Origin of the sequence: Sporosarcina sp. (assembly GCF_029257255.1) — a bacterium.
GTDB lineage: Bacteria > Bacillota > Bacilli > Bacillales_A > Planococcaceae > Sporosarcina.
In genome coordinates this window covers 36,515-53,838 of the sequence record NZ_JARICI010000055.1, presented here as the reverse complement: position 1 = coordinate 53,838, position 17,324 = coordinate 36,515, and the positions used below count along the sequence as shown (strand labels likewise).

The following is a 17,324-nucleotide window of genomic DNA, read 5'->3' as shown; positions in this document are numbered from 1 at the left end:
TAATAGAGAAATTCGAGTAGCTCGAGTTTCTTGCTGGCATCATTTAAGATACTCATTTTTGTTTATGTCACCGAAGTGCACAAACTATTTTCGTTAACGTTTTGCTGTTCAGTTTTCAAGGTTCATGTTGTTGCTCTTTCGTAAGAAGCAACTTTATTATAATACCAAATCGCTGTTTCGTTGTCAACACTTTTATTGAAAAACTTTTTAATTCGTTTTTTCGGCTGAGTCGCTAACTTCAAAAGCAACGTTATTTAATATACCATCCTCTTTTAAATAACGCAACTGTTATTTGAAATTCTTTTGTATTCTTTTCGTTTCCCTTCTTCTTACATAATGAAACAGCTCCGACATATAGAGTCGGAGCTGCTCAGATTAGTCTTTAGAACGCATCTGCGGGAATAGCAGAACGTCACGGATTGATTGGGAGTTTGTTAATAGCATGACTAGGCGGTCGATACCAATACCGAGTCCGCCTGTAGGCGGTAGGCCATATTCAAGTGCTTCAATGAAGTCTTCATCCATTTCATGCGCTTCGTCGTTGCCCTGCTCTTTCTCTACTAGCTGCGCTTCAAAGCGTTGGCGCTGATCGATTGGATCATTCAGCTCCGTAAAGGCATTCGCGTGTTCACGGCGTACAATGAATAACTCAAACCGGTCCGTATAGCGCGGATCTTCAGGATTCTTCTTGGCAAGCGGCGATACTTCAACCGGATGTCCGTAGATGAATGTTGGCTGTACAAGCTCTTCTTCAACTTTTTGCTCGAAGAATTCATTCAGAACGTGACCGGCTTCCATAGAAGGAGTTACTTGAACGTTATGTTCTTTCGCAAGTTCGTGCGCCTGCTCTTTTGTCAGCTGTTGCCAGAAGTCTGCACCTGTATATTCTTTTACTGCATCCGCCATATGAAGTCGTTTCCAGCGTGGTGCCAGTTCAATTTGGTCTTCGCCGTATTGAATAGTCGTCGTGCCGAGCACTTCTTGCGCAATATGCGCAACCAGGTTTTCCGTCAGTTCCATAATATCGTTATAATCTGCGTACGCTTCATATAACTCAATCATCGTGAACTCCGGATTGTGACGAGTGGACATTCCTTCATTACGGAATACGCGCCCAATCTCATAGACCTTCTCCAAACCGCCGACAATCAGGCGCTTCAGATGAAGTTCGATTGCGATACGCATGTAGAGAGTCATATCCAATGTATTATGGTGAGTGACGAACGGACGTGCAGCCGCTCCTCCTGCAATAGAATGCAACATTGGTGTTTCAACTTCCAAGAAACCTTGTCCATCCAAGTAATGACGCATCGATTGGATGATCCGGCTGCGCATAATAAATGTTTCTTTACTGCCTTCTGTTGAAATCAAGTCCAAATAGCGCTGACGATAGCGCTGTTCTACATCCTGCAAGCCGTGGAATTTCTCAGGCAGCGGACGAAGTGATTTCGTCAAGAACGTAAAGTTCGTTGCTTTAATAGAAAGTTCGCCTACTTTTGTTTTGAAAATAACCCCCTGAATGCCGACAATGTCGCCCAGGTCTGCCAATGTAAACAATTTATATGCATCTTCGCCGATTGCGTCTTGACGTACGTAAATTTGAATCTGGCCGCCGAGGTCCTGAATATGCGCGAAACCTGCTTTTCCTTTTCCACGTTTTGTCATGATCCGGCCTGCGATGGTTACTTCATGCTCAGTCGCTTCCAATTCTTCTTTCGACTGCTCTTCATAAGCCGAACGAATTTCATTTGTCAGGTGGGTACGTTCAAAACGCTGACCGAACGGGTCCAAACCGCCTTCTCTTATATCATTCATCTTTTGGCGTCTCACCAAAAGCTGATCATTCATTTCATCCAAATGGGACATTCCCTTTCACTCCTTATACTTTGGCTTATCTTCTTATCAGATCCAGCCTTCTGCAACTATTGTACACAAATTACACGCCTAACAAAAGTCCAAATGGTTATCGACTTTGATTCCATAGAAAAAACCGCCCCGATACAGAGCAGTTTTATCTTGATACAGTACTATGCCAAGCTCAATCCTGCTGCAAGAACTCCCCGGCGTTTTGAATTGGTTTCCAGAGAATCACTCCCTCTTCCTCCATAGCTGGCTCTTCGCGATAAAGCGACCCTGTCACAGGATTCTTCACTTCCGAATTAATCTCCACAAGAGGTACAAGCACAAATGCACGCTCCTGCATCCGCAAATGAGGAACAATCAGATCCTCCGTTTGTATACTTTGTTCATTATATAGCAAAATATCCAAGTCAACTGTCCGAGGGCCCCAGCGGATTTTTCGCATTCTGCCGAGTTTATTTTCAATCGACTGGCAGGCACTCAGTAACTCCACCGCTCCCAATGAAGTCTCCAGCTCCACAGCGATATTTAAAAACTTTGCCTGCTCCGTCAAACCGAGCGGCTCTGTTTCGTATATAGAGGAAACTTTTTTTACCTTCACAGCAGGATGTTCATGCAATAAGCGCACAGCCTGCTTCAAATGTTCCAGGCGGTTGCCAATGTTTGATCCGAGGGACAAGTAGGCTGCATTCACACATAGCGCCCCCTTTTGATTTCAACAGCAACTGAAGCATAATGGCCGTGAATCGGCGGATCAGGTTTCACCAGCACCACACGCACACCGTTAACTTTCTCCGCAAAGTCCGTCATGATTGTTCCCGCCACCGTTTCCGCCACCGTCTCAATTAACCGGACCGATTCTCCTTCGACGATGTTTTTGCACATATCATATACTTCCGCATAATTGACCGTTTTCGATAAATCATCAGCCTGCCCTGCTTCTGCCAGTTCTACTGCCAATGAAACTGTCAGCCGAAAACGCTGGCCCAGTTTATTTTCTTCCGGTAGTGCCCCATGATAACCGTAAAACTCCATATCATTCAAATGAATATAATCCATGAAATCGCCCCTTTGATTTCTTACATAGTCAACGCAGTCTTTTTCGTCAGAACATCCATCATCTTCGCCATACGTGCAATTCCTCTCACATCGTGCACACGCATAATATGGCAGCCGTGCTCAATACCATAACAAACGGTCGCACCGGTACCTTCCATTCGTTCTTCAACCGGCACATCCAGCACTTTCCCGATCATCCCTTTACGTGAAGTACCGAGCAATACTGGATATCCGAGATCCGCAATTGCCGGCAGCCCCTGCATCGCCAAAATATTCTGCTCCAGATCCTTTGCAAAGCCGATACCCGGATCAAGCCAGATCATCTCTTCCCGAACACCCGCAGCCTTCGCAATTTCCACACTCTCCTGCAGATCCTGCACGACCGCATTCATGAACGGCAACTGATAATCTCTATTGTCCCGGTTATGCATTAAAATAATCGGTACATCATAACGCGCCGCCACTTCGGCAATCACAGGCTCACGTTTCGCCCCCCATACATCATTAATAATGCTCGCACCTGCCTGAATTGCCGCTTCCGCCACCGCTGCTTTTGACGTATCCACGGAAATCACACACCCAAGCTCCTTCGTCAGCATCTCGATCACCGGAATTACCCGCTCCATCTCCTCTTCCAATGAAACCGGTGTGTATCCAGGACGCGTCGACTCACCGCCGATATCGATGATTTTCGCACCATCCTCAAGCATCTGCTGTGCATGGCGGAGCGCCGGATCTTTCAGGCCAAACTTCCCGCCGTCTGAAAATGAATCAGGCGTGACATTTAAAATCCCCATGATGACTGTTTCCTCTGTAAAATTCATTGTCGTCTGCCCAAATTGATACGACGACTTCGCCTTTGCTAACTCCATTACTGGTCACTCACTTTCATTCGGTTGACGGCCTGCTGATAGCCGTTATGTAATCGTTGATAGACAGGTCCTTGATTGCCAAGATATTCGATGTTCCCTGCACTGCGGATCGGCACAATTTCCTGAATTGCATTCGTAATGAACACTTCCTCTGCAGAATCCAGATCTTTCGGAAGAAACAGCCCTTCACGCACTACAATTCCGAGCCCATCTGCCAGCTCCAGTACAAACGCCCGCGTAGTTCCGGGCAAAATGCCGGTTTCCAATGAAGGCGTATAGAGCACACCGGCCTTTACCCAAAATATATTCGACGTAATTCCTTCCGCCACAATGCCTTCTTCTGTCACAAAGAATCCTTCAAGCTTCTGTAATGAAGGCAGTTCAAGTCTTGCCTTCACATTATTTGCGTACTGATGCGACTTATGACGCTGCGCACTTTCCGGTTCACTGCGCCTGGTCTGCAGCCATACCGCCTCTTTTTCCGTATGGGCAGGTGGCAGAACTAACGCCTTTTGGAAGATCATTACGTTCGGCTCCTGGTACTCCTGAGGGGCCAGCCCAATATCATGCACCCCAGCTGACACATTCAGACGGTAATAGCCGTCTTCATTGCCATTCTTCACATATAGCGAATGAACAGCCTGTCTGATCGCGTCATCTGTATACGGCATATCGATCCGGTACTCCATAAGCGCTTTCCGAAGCCGAGACATATGCAGATCAAATAGAAAGATTTCTCCATCATACGTCCGGAACGTTTCAAAAAACCCTACTCCATACAGAAACCCGTGATCAAAAGGTGAAATCCGTAAATCCTCAGATCGCTGCAACTCCCCGTTCATCCAGCAAATCAATGAAGCTGACCTATTGCCTGTTCAGCCATCTCTTTTGCCTGCCACAACGCCTTCGCCTTATTGAGCGATTCTTCATATTCTGCTGCCGGTACCGAGTCAGGCACTAATCCGGCTCCTGCCTGAATATGAACCATGCCATCTTGAATGAATGCCGTCCGGATCGTGATATTCAGCTCCATATCTCCATTGAAACCAATCCAGCCCATTGAACCTGTGTACAATCCTCTTCGGGTTGGCTCTAATTCTTCTATAATCTCCATTGTCCGCAGCTTTGGATCGCCCGTTATCGAGCCTCCAGGGAATACTCCGCGAATAATTGCGCCTGGATCTTCTGTAGCAGCTGTACCACGCACGTTTGAAACGAGGTGCATAACATGCGAATACTTTTCCACTACCATGAACTCATCCACTTCGACAGTTCCCTCAACACAGATCTCTTCAAAATCCTTACACTCCAGATCAACCAGCATCTTATGCTCGCCCTTCTCCTTCGTGTTCGAGATTAATTCCTGCTGCAAATCGGCATCTTCCGCTTCAGTGGCCCCCCGTTTGCGAGTTCCTCCGATTGGCCGTGTGCTCAATTCACTCCCGCGCTTTTTCAGCAGCAGCTCAGGCGATCCCGAAACGACTTCAAAATCAGGTGCGGCCATATGTGCCATATAGGGTGACGGATTAAATGAACGCAACGCTTCATACATAGACAACGACGTCGCACGGAGTGGCTTTGATTGGCGGACGGAAAGGTTGACCTGTACAACATCGCCCTGTTCGATAAATTGCTGCACATCGCGCACCATTTCTTCAAACTGCCCGCCTGTTACAGACACTTCCAACTCTTCCTCTGTGACGGAAACATCTACGGCCTGTCCTGCAGAAAACTGTCGGGCAGCGATTCCGGTTTCAGCAGCTTCGATCCACTCTGCCTTCATACTTGCCAATGACGCCTCCTCAGAAGGAAGTGCCATGAAATACGCCGTATCCGTATTGACATCAAGCACTGCCCAGCGATCAAATACATAGAAGTAAATATCCGGCGTCAGCAAATCTTCAGTCGCTAAAACGGGAAGCGTTTCATAGCGTCTGACATAGTCATAGCTGATCATCCCGATCGCTCCACCCTGGAAAGCAGGAAGCCCTTCATCTGTCTGCAATTCATACCGCGAAATGAATTCACGAAGAAGCGTTAGCGGATCTGCTCCCGTACGCAATTCTTCTGTGCCATCATTCCACTCTATCTGCAGACCTTCCGACACTGCTTTAGCAGCCGCAATCGGATCAATTCCCGCAATACACATCTCCCCGCCGCGTCCGCTTTCCAATAAAATATGTCGCTCTGTCTTCGCTGCCAGTTGCTTATACGAATAAAAGAATTCGTCTCTCGTCATTGAAGCGGATGTATAGGCTGCTGTTTCCATCATGTTTCCCCCTGCATTCTAGTTTAAATTTATTTGCTTTCGTCTATAATCTTCTTCAGAAACTTATCATCTATTGCTGATACGACTATATCTGTGATGACGCCTTCCGTGTTGATAATATACGTGGTTGGATAAGCCATTACACGATACATTTTCATCACTTTACTATCTTTATCCAATAGAATCGGAAAGGTTAGCCCGTACTCACCTACAAACTCTTTCGCGCTCTCTTCTTTATTGACTTCTGTTTTTGTCATATTAACTGCCAGTATTTCCATATTGTCTGTATCTTTGTATTCTTTATAATAGGTTTCCATATGCGGCATTTCAGTCCGGCATGGCGGACACCAGGATGCCCAAAAGTTCAACATGACTTTCTTGCCTCGGTAATCAGATAGTTTTACCGTTTTTCCGTCCAGCGTGGTCAATTCAAAGTCAGGTGCCAGATCTCCTCTTGCCAGACCAGATTCTTTCTCCTCATCTTCTGTAACGCTGTCGTCACCTTCAGCTACCCGCCACTCTTCCGGCACTTCCGCTAGCTCACCTTTAGACATATCTTTCATCATGGCGCTTTCATATCCCGGCATTCCGCCAGTTTCTTTCTTTATTTCTTGTCTAGTTATGATAACAATCGTCATCATACTGATAATAATCAATACTGAAATCAGCATACTCCACTTTTTCACAGCCAGCCTCCTCGTTATGTTTATTACGCAGTTTATTTTAAATTGTAGATCTAACTCACCTATAGCAATTATACAGAATCTTATAGTCTGACGAAAGCGTAGAGGTTTTACCTGTTTCTACTGGAATATGAAAAAAAGAGCGCAAATGAGCGCTCTTTGGGTTATTCTTCGTCAAATTGGTAAAGCGGTGTACTCAAGTAGCGCTCACCGTTGGACGGGATAATAGCTACTACCTTTTTGCCTTTGCCGAGTTTCTTTGCAACTTGCAACGCAGCTACAATGGCAGCACCAGATGATACGCCACCTAAAATTCCTTCTTCGCGCGCTGCACGGCGCGCGTAATCATATGCATCGTCATTCGAGACTTGAATGATTTCATCGTAAATATCTGTGTCCAATACTTTCGGGACGAATCCTGCTCCAATTCCTTGAATCTTGTGCGGACCCGGTTTGGCACCCGATAGTACAGCAGAATCTTCAGGCTCAACAGCTACAATTTTAATTTCCGGGAAACGTTCTTTTAAAACACCACCAGCTCCTGTGATCGTTCCACCTGTTCCAATTCCTGCGATGAAAGCATCTACGCGGTCAAGCGCATTTGCAATTTCAGGACCCGTCGTTAAACGGTGTACTTCAGGATTTGATTCGTTATTGAACTGCTGAGGAAGAAACCAGCCGTTTTCTTTCGATAATTCTTCTGCTTTTGCGATTGCGCCTTTCATACCTTCAGCACCCGGAGTCAATACCAATTCCGCTCCATATGCACGAAGCAAATTGCGACGTTCCAAGCTCATTGTGTCAGGCATTACGAGAACAGCCTTATAGCCTTTAGCTGCTGCAATCATTGCTAAGCCGATTCCTGTATTGCCGCTTGTCGGTTCAATGATTGTGCTGTCTTCTTTCAGGCTGCCGTCTTTTTCAGCCGCTTCGATCATCGCCAGTGCAATTCGGTCTTTAACACTCGAACCCGGATTAAAGTATTCTAATTTCAAATAAACGTCTGCATCCTCTGCACCAGTTAACCGATTTAATTTGACGAGAGGGGTGTTGCCGACTAAATCAATTACTGAATTTCCGACTTTACTCATAAATGATCCACTCCTAATCCCTAGTAGTTTGATATGTTTTATTGTTTTAATCATACTACCTTACTTTTCTCTTGTCAATTAAATTATTCAGAGAATTACAATCTGATTTCACTTCTTACCGTAAAACCATTCTGCATCAAACTCTTTCCAGAAGGCTTCCGGACTTACTGATTCAGGCAGCTGTTCCAAAGCAAGTTGGCGCTTGATATGGTCATTTACTTCTGCATATGTAAAATCACGTTCTTTAATCGTTTCAAGAACCGTAACAATTGCATAGGTTCCGTCCTTTAACGCAAACGGCTTACCCACTTCATCAGCTTTCAATTTTTCTGCCGCTTTAATCACCTGCGGATCCACATCTTCTGTCTGTGAATTTACATAGCCGAGGTCGCCACCCAGGTTACCAGAAGAACGATCAATGGAACGCTCTTTTGCAAGCGCAGAAAACGCAGAACCGCCCTTCAGTTCATCGGCTACCTGCTTCGCCTCTTTTTCTGTGGCAGAAACAATGATCGACGTACGGTAGGCAGGCAGTACATGAAAGAACATTTCATTTTGTTCAAAGTACTTTTTGATAGCGCTTTCCTTAATCACTACATCTTTCGTAAGTACTTTCTCTAAGATCAGTTCACTGCGAATCTGGTTCCTCGTCTGCTCCGTATCAAGTCCTGAGTGCTGCTGGCCATCGACTGATGTAATCAACGCAAGCTCGAGATCAACCTCTTTATCCGATACTTTTATACCGTATTCTTTAGCGGCAGCATTCATAACCCGATGATTCACTAAATCTTCCAGTACTTCTCTTCCTACCTCTTGCTCCATTGCCGACATCCATTCCGCACGGGTGATCGGCTCACCCGCCACAGAAGCCACTTCTTCTGTATCTGCAGCAGGAGAACGATCAGTCAACAGCCAATGAAATACCCAAAAGACATTCATGGCCAATAAAACTCCTAATAATGTAACAAACGGCTTCGTTTTCAGTCGCTTTTTCTGGGGTGCCGAAGCAAGCTCAGTCGGTCGATTGAATCTCATTAATATACCCCTTCAACTCTTGCTCCGAATACTGATACGTTTCCAGACAGAAATGACATTGTGCTTCAGCGCCGTGATCTTCGTCAATCATTGCCTGTATCTCTACAACGCCAAGACCCGTTATCGCTTCACCAAAACGTTCTTTCGAGCACTCACAATCAAATCTCACATCTACTTTGTCCAGGAACTCTACATTTTCCTGGCCTAATACTTCTGTAAGGATCCCTTCAGGAGTGAGACCTTGATCGACCATTGTAGAAATAGGTGTCATATTCGCAATCTTTTCCTCTAGAAGAGTGATTGTTTCATCTGTAGCACCAGGCATCACCTGAATGATAAAACCACCAGAAGCTTTCACCGTGTTATCCGGATTCACAAGTACACCTAGCGCTACAGCAGAAGGCACTTGTTCAGAGACAACCAGATATTGCGTGAAGTCTTCCGCTATTTCCCCGGAAATAATAGGAACCTGTCCTGTGAAATAATCCTTCAGTCCAAGGTCTTTAACAATAGAAAGTGTTCCTTCTGTACCGACAACACCGCGCACGTCTAATTTCCCTTTTTCATTTAACGGAACATGCGTCTGTGGATTCGTTGCATAACCACGGACTTCTCCATGAGCATTGGCATCCACAACAATTGGCCCCAGCGGACCGTTACCTTGAATTTTGATAGTCAGTTTATTATCACCTTTTAGCATTGCACCCATCATGACTGATGCTGAAATCGTACGGCCGAGTGCCGCTGTTGCAGTCGGCCACATCTGGTGACGCTGTTGGACTTCCGCTACTGTATCTGTAGAGCGTACTGCATACGCCCGAATTACTCCATCGAACGCAAGTGCTTTTACTAAATAATCAGTTGACATGTTCTTCACTCCTATTACAGATTTCTTTCATATATGAGATGCAGCCCTTTAAGCGTCAAGAAGTTATCGACTACATCAATGATTTTCGTTTCTGTAGATATCAGTTCGGCCATCCCGCCTGTCGCAATGACAGTAGGCTCTATATTGCTTTCTGCTTTCATCCGGTTGACGATACCCTCGACCTGTCCGACATAGCCGAATATGATACCCGACTGCATAGCTGCTACTGTATTTTTACCCACTACATGTTCAGGACGTGCCAGCTCTACTCGCGGCAATTTGGACGCACGGTCAAAAAGAGCTTCCATCGAAATTTTAATTCCGGGAGCGATCGCGCCTCCCATGTATTCACCGTGTTCATTGACATAGCAATATGTTGTGGCTGTACCGAAATCGACGATAATTAGCGGGCTGCCATAATCACGGATGGCCGCTACCGCATTAACGATACGGTCTGCTCCGACTTCCCGGGGATTTTCATACTTAATATTTAAGCCCGTTTTTACACCCGGACCCACGATCATTGGTTTCTGCTTGAAATACTTTTTGCACATCTGCTCCAGCGGGAACATGACGGGTGGCACCACAGAGGAAATAATGATTCCAGTGATGTCTTTAAATGAAAGACCTACGTGCTGGAACATTGCTTTGACCTGCATCGCATACTCATCTTCCGTCTTATGACGATATGTTTCCATACGCCAGTGATGCTTTAATTCGGCTCCCTCATACACACCTAAAACAATATTGGTATTGCCTGTATCTAATACTAACAGCATAGTCGTTTTCCTCTCTTACTCTGACTTTTCCCACACATCATACCATAAACATTCGGTCACTATACAAGCAGTTGGTTTGTCTTTTCAACATAGTTTTAGCACTTCAACAATAGCCCCGTCATAAGAAAACAGCCGACTGCTATATACAGTCGGCTGTTGTTGCACTTAATCTCTGCGTTCCTCATCAATGGAAGGAAGTGTTTTGTCACCTGTTCCACTTTCACTCGGCAAATCTCCGACAGACGGGTCTTGTGGTGCACCCGTGACGTCTGGATTTACATCAGAAGTTTCATTCGAATCCGTTTCCGTCGCGTCAGCAAGTTTTGGAGTCTCCGTTTCAGACTCTTTCACATCGCCTGCGCCATTGCCGTTTTCGTATGGTCGCTCAGGTAAGACACCATGGTCTTTCAAGTGATTAATTTGTTCCGCATCAAGCGTTTCGACTTCCAATAAAGTCGTAGCAATCAGATCAAGCAAATCACGGTTTTCAGTGAGTATTTGTCTTGTACGCTCATATTGCTCTTTAATGATCCGTTGCATTTCCTGGTCAATTTCATATGCAATTGACTCAGAATAGTTCTGCTCGGAATTAAAGTCACGTCCCAAGAATACCTGGCCGCCTTGCGACTGACCAAACTGCATCGGTCCGAGTTTATCACTCATTCCGTATTCCGTAACCATTGAACGCGCAATACCAGTTGCACGCTGGAAGTCATTGTGGGCACCCGTAGATACTTCGCCAAGAACAACTTCCTCTGATACACGGCCGCCGAGTAAACCTGCGATTTTATCGAGAAGCTCAGGCTTCGTCATGAAGTAACGGTCTTCTTTCGGAAGCATAACGGCATAACCGCCTGCCTGCCCGCGTGGAACAATCGTTACTTTATGGACGATTTCCGCATCATCGAGAATCAAGCCGACAACTACGTGCCCAGCTTCGTGGAAGGCCACGATATTGCGTTCTTTTTTAGATATGACGCGGCTTGTTTTTGCAGGACCCGCAATTACCCGGTCTGTCGCTTCATCAATATCGGACATATCAATCTTGGTTTTCTTTCTTCTTGCCGCGACAAGTGCCGCTTCGTTCAACAAGTTCTCAAGATCAGCACCTGAGAATCCAGGTGTACGCTGTGCAAGAGCTTTCATATCCACCGAATCATCCAGCGGCTTGTTACGTGCGTGGACTTTCAGTACAGCTTCTCTCCCTTTAACATCCGGGCGGCCAACCGTAATTTGACGGTCGAAACGTCCTGGACGAAGAAGAGCAGGGTCCAGAATATCCGGACGGTTTGTAGCAGCAACGATAATAATTCCTTCGTTGCCTTCAAAGCCATCCATTTCAACAAGCAATTGGTTCAATGTCTGCTCACGTTCATCGTGCCCGCCGCCTAAGCCTGCGCCACGCTGACGTCCAACTGCGTCAATTTCATCAATAAAGATAATACATGGTGCATTTTTCTTTGCATTCTCGAACAAGTCACGCACACGGGAAGCACCGACACCTACGAACATCTCCACGAAATCAGAACCTGAAATCGAGAAGAACGGTACACCCGCTTCACCTGCAACTGCACGCGCCAGCAAAGTTTTACCTGTACCCGGAGGCCCTACGAGCAAAATCCCTTTAGGAATCCGCGCACCGAGCTCTACAAACTTGCGAGCATCTTTCAAGAAGTCAACGACCTCTTCCAGCTCGGCTTTTTCTTCATCTGCACCTGCTACGTCATTAAAACGTACTTTCTTTCGATCATCGGTCTGCAGTTTCGCTTTACTCTTTCCGAAGTTCATCACTCGACCGCCACCGCCGCCTTGTGATTGATTCAATAGGAAGAAGAAAAGGATAATAATGATGATAAATGGCACAAGACCTGTAAAGAACGATACCCATGCACTGGTTTCAGCCGGCTTCAGGAAATCAATTTCCGTCTTTGTCGTTTGCGCGATTTCCTTAATACCGTCCATATCATTTGATGGAACATTGGTTACGAATGTCTCTCCCTTTTCGTAGCCTTCTATTTCCCCTTTTACTTCATACACGAGCTGTAAAGGCTGAAAAGTAGCGTTTTCGACTTTTCCTGCCTCCAGCGCTGCGACGAATTCGTCATACCGAATCGGTTTCATCTTCGGATTTGGATTATTTAGCGAACTGAATATCCCCATGATTGCAAGGAAGATCAATCCATATAAAAGAAAGTATCGAAGTATTCGATTCATCCCAAGCCTCCTCATCTCATTCAACAAAAACTAAACAGAAAACTATTGTAAATTTTAACATAGATTAACTCGACTCTACAATGAAAATGCCTTCATGGAAAAAGGCTTTCAAACCGGCCGTTCTAAGCCTAGTCGGAAAGCGTTAAAAAGAGTAAATTTCTTTTTTCAGCACACCAATGTATGGCAAGTTCCGATACTTTTCCGCATAATCGAGTCCGTAGCCGACAACGAATGCATCTGGAACGTTGAACCCTACATAATCTGCCTTCAGATCCACTTTGCGGCCTGTCGGTTTATCCAGTAAGGTTACAATTTTGATGGAGTTGGCTTTTCTATATTTAAATAGTTCCACTAAATAATTCAATGTCTTTCCACTGTCAATAATATCTTCAATGATCAGTACATCGCGGCCCTCTACACTTGTGTTCAAATCTTTGACAATTTTCACTTCGCCTGAAGAGACCGTTGCGTTACCATAGCTTGATACGTCCATGAAATCCAATTCAATATACGTATCAACTCGTTTGATAAGATCGCTCATGAATGGCAATGCCCCTTTTAAGACGCCAATTGCCAACGGAAACTTCTCGCGGTACTCTTCCGTTAAAGTAGCCCCGAGTTCCCTAACTCTCTCTTGAAGTTCTTCTTCTGAAATTAAAACTTGCTCGATATCTTGTGCGATCATCGGCTCGTCCCCTCCATTTTATCTATTTTCGCCTTCTCGCGTAATCCATATGTATGACTCGCCTTTCGGTTGGGAAGATAAAAACATCTCACCATACCGAACGCTCGGCACCGCACATACGATACCGCTTGCCGTTGTAACAACCGGCTGCTGCTGTCTTTGCGTCATTCCAACTTTTTCATCAATCAATAACCGTGATACACGCTTTGTCTGAGACATGCCTTTTAACTGTAATCGATCACCGGGTTCCCGAAGACGCACCGTCAGCGGCAGTTCAGAGGCAGGCAATCGAAAGTAACGCACTTCATCTGAGGATCGAATTTGTTCGATCGCGTGCGCCTCAGTATGCTGCCAATAAAACTGTATACTTCCCCAAGAATGCCAAGTTCCTTTTGACAGTACTTTTGGACAGAGGGATGCCGTATCCATATACGTTTTTGTAACTAGCAGTTTATCATATTCTCTAACAAATCGGTAGCCATAAGCCAAATCCATCGTACTGTTTCCTGAAGTATTGCAAATATGCTTTAACAGTTCTTCCACTACTGCAGAACGCTGCTCCGCTTTAACGATTTCAGGGCTTGGAAGACAACTTAATAGTAGTTGAATCACCCGCTTTTGTAAAGCTTGAGGAATAGCCAGAAATGCCTTTCGATCAAAAGAAGGAAGCTGTTCATCGGTATATTGAACAATTGGCTTCCAGTACTTCAGCGCAAGTTCCTGCAAAAATGTTTCTTCCGCTTGGCGCTGCATAGTTAATTGTACGACCCCGTCTGCAACAGAAGGGTTTTCTTCCGATAACAATGGCACCACTTGATGCCGGATACGGTTGCGCAAATAATCATCTTTTTGATTGCTCGGATCTTCTCTGTACAAAAGACCATGAGAAGCGGCATACGCATACAGCTCTTCTTTTTTCAAGGGAAGGAAGGGACGAACCACGCTCCCCTGATGAAATGGCCGCTGCAAGGGCATGCCGTTCATCGTGCGTCCTTTCGTTAGTTGAATCAGCACCGTCTCCAGCTGGTCTTCTGCGTGATGAGCAGTTGCCAACGCCGTGAAATTATGCTGCTGCATCGTTTCTGCAAACACTTTATAACGTTCTTCTCTGCACAGCATCTGCACATTGCCACCGGTATTTTCCACCAGCGACGGAATCGGGACCTGTTCAGCAAAAAATGGCAAATGAAATTTGTTGCACAGCTGTTCTACTACATATGCATCTTCAGCGGACTCTTTGCCGCGAAGCATATGATCAATATGAATGGCACCCGCTTCAATCGATAGCACGTCTTGATGGGTTGCAAGAAAATGCAGCAGCACCATCGAATCAACACCACCCGAACAAGCGACAAGCACACGGGAATTGGGAGGAATCAGCGTTTGTCTGTCGATGAACTGCAAAACTTTCTGTGTCAAACTCTTCATGATTCATCACCCTTCTGTCTCTATCCTACCACCTTTTGCTGAGAAATAATCCTCGATTTTTTATTTACGCTATACCATTTTGGCACCACATGATCCATTTTCATTACCAAGATCGTTCTGTCGTCATCAACTGTTTCAAATGTACGTTCCATTTCCGCCATAATCTGATCTGCAATCGTCCGGCAATCCAGTTCTTTATATCGTTCAATTGTCTGCTGGAGCACTTTCTCCTGTGCCTCCAGTGGAATTTCACCATTAAAAATTCCATCTGTCATCATGACCAGAATATCGCCTGACTTTAACTCCTCCTGCTTTGCTTCTATGGAAAAAGATGGCAGGAAACCAAACGGTACATTCTTACTGTCAAGACGAATACATTCCTCTCCCCGTTTAATATACGTACTCATCGAACCCGCTTTCCACGACCACAGCCGGCCTTCCTGCAAATCAATGAGTGCCAGATCAAGCGTCGCATACATATCATCCAAACCGTTCAGCGCCATCATATAGTGAAGCGTGTGGATCGCTGTTTCTGGATCCATATTCTGCCCCAAACATTCACGCATTAAACGAATAACTTTTCTACTTTCGTGATAGGCATTGAGGTCTTGTCCCATGCCGTCAGATAACAGCACGGCATACAGTCCATCATGAATTTTAAACACTTCATACGCATCGCCCGCCTGGAATGTACCTCCGCCGGCTGTCGTGACAATATCATAATCCAATGAAAAACGAACGGCCGAACTGAATGTCAACTGCATATGCGGAAACGGGAACGGTTGAAAAGTGGATTTTGAAATATAGATCGGTTCTTCATACATCTGTTCCAGAATAGGCAGAATTAAATATTCTCCTACGGTTGTCTCCGTTTCAAAATCTGCTTTCTTCTCGGGAATTGATATGACTACTTTGCAGGCACCTCTTTCTTCAGATAATATATCTACTTGGAAAAACTCCACTCCTTGCGCTTGCAGACGGTTTGCAAGCTCCTCCTCAGCCATTTTATACGTCGTCAGATCCTCCTTCACCTCACGCATCACTTTTTCTATATGTGTACTCATATCACGTAATTGCAGTGCCAGCATCTTCCTTCCGTGTTGCAGTTGTCCCATCAATAAACGGTTCGTACCGTGTTCTTCTAATTCATTAAGCAATCCTTTAAAACGCAGACATTTAAACTTCATCTTCTCTTCCACGCGCAGACGGGCTGCCTTTTTCGTTGCAGAATAGGTCGATTCCCATTCATTTACTAAAGTAGCCATACTGGCGTCCTCACTTTCCCAGCATTTTTTATAGCGGAAACAGGATTGGCAAATAGACGGCACTGAATCTGCAGCCGCAACTTCCTCTTCTGGAGAAAAACGATCATTGACGAGTGTCGACATGAAATGAGCAAACTGCTGAAACTCTTCCAGTTGTCCATCTAATTTATCCGCCAGCCATTGCTGACGCTTTTCCGAAATACCTTCCTGCTTCGGCAAAAAAACCTGACGGATCCGGTTCATTCTGCTCGAAGGAATAAAGAAAAACAGTATAGCTGCCACACCCATTGTGGCGAAATGGACTGTATCCAGCGGTAAAGTCGCGTCGTACAGCAGGAAAAAGACCGATACAAATAAACTCCCTGTTACAATACCTATTTTCCCAAACCTCTTCAGTCCACCTGCAAGCAACCCTGTCATACCGTAGAGCGCCATCATGCCAGTGAAGGCCAAATCAGAAACACCTATAATTAACGCGATAATCATACCTACCGTTGTCGCGAATGGAACGCCGCCTACCATGGCGGCTACATAAATCGCAAGAAACAAGAACACCCCTGCCACCGAAATGTAGCCGAGCTGCAAGCCGCCCATCCCGGTCGTCGCGAGTGCACCTACTATGCACATCGCACTTACTTGTTCAGGATTCCATGGTCCATACAGTAATCTTTCGATAGAAGGAAACGCGAGCAGCATGAACACTGTCATGAACAAAGCAAGCAAAGCTTCCAGCCCGATTGACAGCTGTACTGTCACAGGCGGGCTCCCGCTATACATAATAAGCTGCCATATGATCTGCGGGACGATCATGCAGCCTGCCACGGCGAGCGGAATAGACTTTTTGACAAACGGAGACTTGATTGCCGTGTGAAACAGCAGCAGTTGCGCCAGATGAATCACGGCTTGTCCCATTCCTAAAAACGCACTTCCCGCCATGCCTCCAATGAACACGTAGATCAGATACTGCCGGTAACGCACAGTGGCCAGCGCCCAGATAGATAAGAAAAACGGAACCGCCATGTCGAATACTACTGCCTGAGACAGAAAGAAGGAGCCGATCAAGAAAAGGAACGCGGTCAGTATATAGACTTTTCTGTTCATCAGTTCTTGCCATGCCACTCTAAACTGCTCGCCGAACGGTCTCTCCATATTGTCAATCATCTTCATTTCCCATACCCCCTATGTTCTCTTACTAGCAACTATACATGGGGTTTCC

The 17,324-nt window shown here is 45.6% G+C and carries 15 protein-coding genes; all 15 read right to left on the bottom strand.

Annotated features, from left to right (window positions below):
• Positions 1-375: 375 nt before the first annotated feature.
• Positions 376-1,866, bottom strand: a complete 1,491-nt coding sequence (gene lysS / locus Q1J64_RS11790; RefSeq protein WP_301109261.1) for a lysine--tRNA ligase — start codon at positions 1,864-1,866, stop codon at positions 376-378.
• Positions 1,867-2,038: 172 nt separating this feature from the next.
• Positions 2,039-2,554 (bottom strand): 2-amino-4-hydroxy-6-hydroxymethyldihydropteridine diphosphokinase, encoded by a 516-nt coding sequence (gene folK, locus Q1J64_RS11785; protein ID WP_301109260.1) that lies wholly within the window; start codon positions 2,552-2,554, stop codon positions 2,039-2,041.
• The gene (gene folB, locus Q1J64_RS11780; protein WP_301109259.1) at positions 2,551-2,919 is read right to left on the bottom strand and encodes a dihydroneopterin aldolase; all 369 of its coding nucleotides are present in this window, start codon (positions 2,917-2,919) and stop codon (positions 2,551-2,553) included. Before folB ends, folK begins: the two co-directional genes overlap by 4 nt.
• A 20-nt stretch (positions 2,920-2,939) precedes the next feature.
• Positions 2,940-3,791, bottom strand: coding sequence for a dihydropteroate synthase (gene folP / locus Q1J64_RS11775; RefSeq protein WP_301109258.1), 852 nt, complete (start codon positions 3,789-3,791; stop codon positions 2,940-2,942).
• Positions 3,791-4,645 (bottom strand): aminodeoxychorismate lyase, encoded by an 855-nt coding sequence (gene pabC, locus Q1J64_RS11770; protein WP_301109257.1) that lies wholly within the window; start codon positions 4,643-4,645, stop codon positions 3,791-3,793. Before pabC ends, folP begins: the two co-directional genes overlap by 1 nt.
• Positions 4,642-6,060, bottom strand: a complete 1,419-nt coding sequence (locus Q1J64_RS11765; protein ID WP_301109256.1) for an anthranilate synthase component I family protein — start codon at positions 6,058-6,060, stop codon at positions 4,642-4,644. The genes pabC and Q1J64_RS11765 overlap by 4 nt, the downstream gene beginning before the upstream one ends.
• Before the next feature lie 29 nt (positions 6,061-6,089).
• A complete protein-coding gene (locus Q1J64_RS11760; protein ID WP_301109255.1) occupies positions 6,090-6,746 on the bottom strand; it encodes a peroxiredoxin family protein in 657 nt (218 codons plus the stop codon).
• A 161-nt stretch (positions 6,747-6,907) separates the two neighbouring features.
• Positions 6,908-7,834, bottom strand: coding sequence for a cysteine synthase A (cysK, locus tag Q1J64_RS11755; RefSeq protein WP_301109254.1), 927 nt, complete (start codon positions 7,832-7,834; stop codon positions 6,908-6,910).
• A gap of 108 nt (positions 7,835-7,942) precedes the next feature.
• Entirely contained in the window at positions 7,943-8,869 is a 927-nt protein-coding gene (locus Q1J64_RS11750; RefSeq protein WP_301109253.1) for a peptidyl-prolyl cis-trans isomerase, read from the bottom strand.
• The gene (hslO, locus tag Q1J64_RS11745) at positions 8,847-9,737 is read right to left on the bottom strand and encodes an Hsp33 family molecular chaperone HslO (protein ID WP_301109252.1); all 891 of its coding nucleotides are present in this window, start codon (positions 9,735-9,737) and stop codon (positions 8,847-8,849) included. Before hslO ends, Q1J64_RS11750 begins: the two co-directional genes overlap by 23 nt.
• Positions 9,738-9,751: 14 nt before the next feature.
• Positions 9,752-10,516: a type III pantothenate kinase gene (locus Q1J64_RS11740; protein WP_301109251.1), complete on the bottom strand. Its 765-nt coding sequence runs from the start codon at positions 10,514-10,516 to the stop codon at positions 9,752-9,754.
• Positions 10,517-10,681: 165 nt separating this feature from the next.
• A complete protein-coding gene (gene ftsH, locus Q1J64_RS11735) occupies positions 10,682-12,730 on the bottom strand; it encodes an ATP-dependent zinc metalloprotease FtsH (RefSeq protein ID WP_301109250.1) in 2,049 nt (682 codons plus the stop codon).
• 142 nt (positions 12,731-12,872) lie between these two features.
• Entirely contained in the window at positions 12,873-13,415 is a 543-nt protein-coding gene (hpt, locus tag Q1J64_RS11730; protein ID WP_301109249.1) for a hypoxanthine phosphoribosyltransferase, read from the bottom strand.
• A gap of 18 nt (positions 13,416-13,433) precedes the next feature.
• On the bottom strand, positions 13,434-14,843 hold the full coding sequence (tilS, locus tag Q1J64_RS11725; protein WP_301109248.1) for a tRNA lysidine(34) synthetase TilS: 1,410 nt from the start codon (positions 14,841-14,843) through the stop codon (positions 13,434-13,436).
• Positions 14,844-14,863: 20 nt separating this feature from the next.
• Positions 14,864-17,275 (bottom strand): SpoIIE family protein phosphatase, encoded by a 2,412-nt coding sequence (locus tag Q1J64_RS11720; protein WP_301109247.1) that lies wholly within the window; start codon positions 17,273-17,275, stop codon positions 14,864-14,866.
• Positions 17,276-17,324: the final 49 nt, after the last annotated feature.

Bases quoted from the DNA above. Each gene is read 5' to 3' on its own strand.
- Q1J64_RS11720 (WP_301109247.1), bottom strand. From the start codon at position 17,275: ATGAAGATGATTGACAATATGGAGAGACCGTTCGGCGAGCAGTTTAGA.
- Q1J64_RS11765 (WP_301109256.1), bottom strand. From the start codon at position 6,060: ATGGAAACAGCAGCCTATACATCCGCTTCAATGACGAGAGACGAATTC.
- folP (WP_301109258.1), bottom strand. From the start codon at position 3,791: ATGGAGTTAGCAAAGGCGAAGTCGTCGTATCAATTTGGGCAGACGACA.
- folB (WP_301109259.1), bottom strand. From the start codon at position 2,919: ATGGATTATATTCATTTGAATGATATGGAGTTTTACGGTTATCATGGG.
- hpt (WP_301109249.1), bottom strand. From the start codon at position 13,415: ATGATCGCACAAGATATCGAGCAAGTTTTAATTTCAGAAGAAGAACTT.
- lysS (WP_301109261.1), bottom strand. From the start codon at position 1,866: ATGTCCCATTTGGATGAAATGAATGATCAGCTTTTGGTGAGACGCCAA.
- Q1J64_RS11740 (WP_301109251.1), bottom strand. From the start codon at position 10,516: ATGCTGTTAGTATTAGATACAGGCAATACCAATATTGTTTTAGGTGTG.
- tilS (WP_301109248.1), bottom strand. From the start codon at position 14,843: ATGAAGAGTTTGACACAGAAAGTTTTGCAGTTCATCGACAGACAAACG.
- cysK (WP_301109254.1), bottom strand. From the start codon at position 7,834: ATGAGTAAAGTCGGAAATTCAGTAATTGATTTAGTCGGCAACACCCCT.
- Q1J64_RS11750 (WP_301109253.1), bottom strand. From the start codon at position 8,869: ATGAGATTCAATCGACCGACTGAGCTTGCTTCGGCACCCCAGAAAAAG.
- hslO (WP_301109252.1), bottom strand. From the start codon at position 9,737: ATGTCAACTGATTATTTAGTAAAAGCACTTGCGTTCGATGGAGTAATT.
- ftsH (WP_301109250.1), bottom strand. From the start codon at position 12,730: ATGAATCGAATACTTCGATACTTTCTTTTATATGGATTGATCTTCCTT.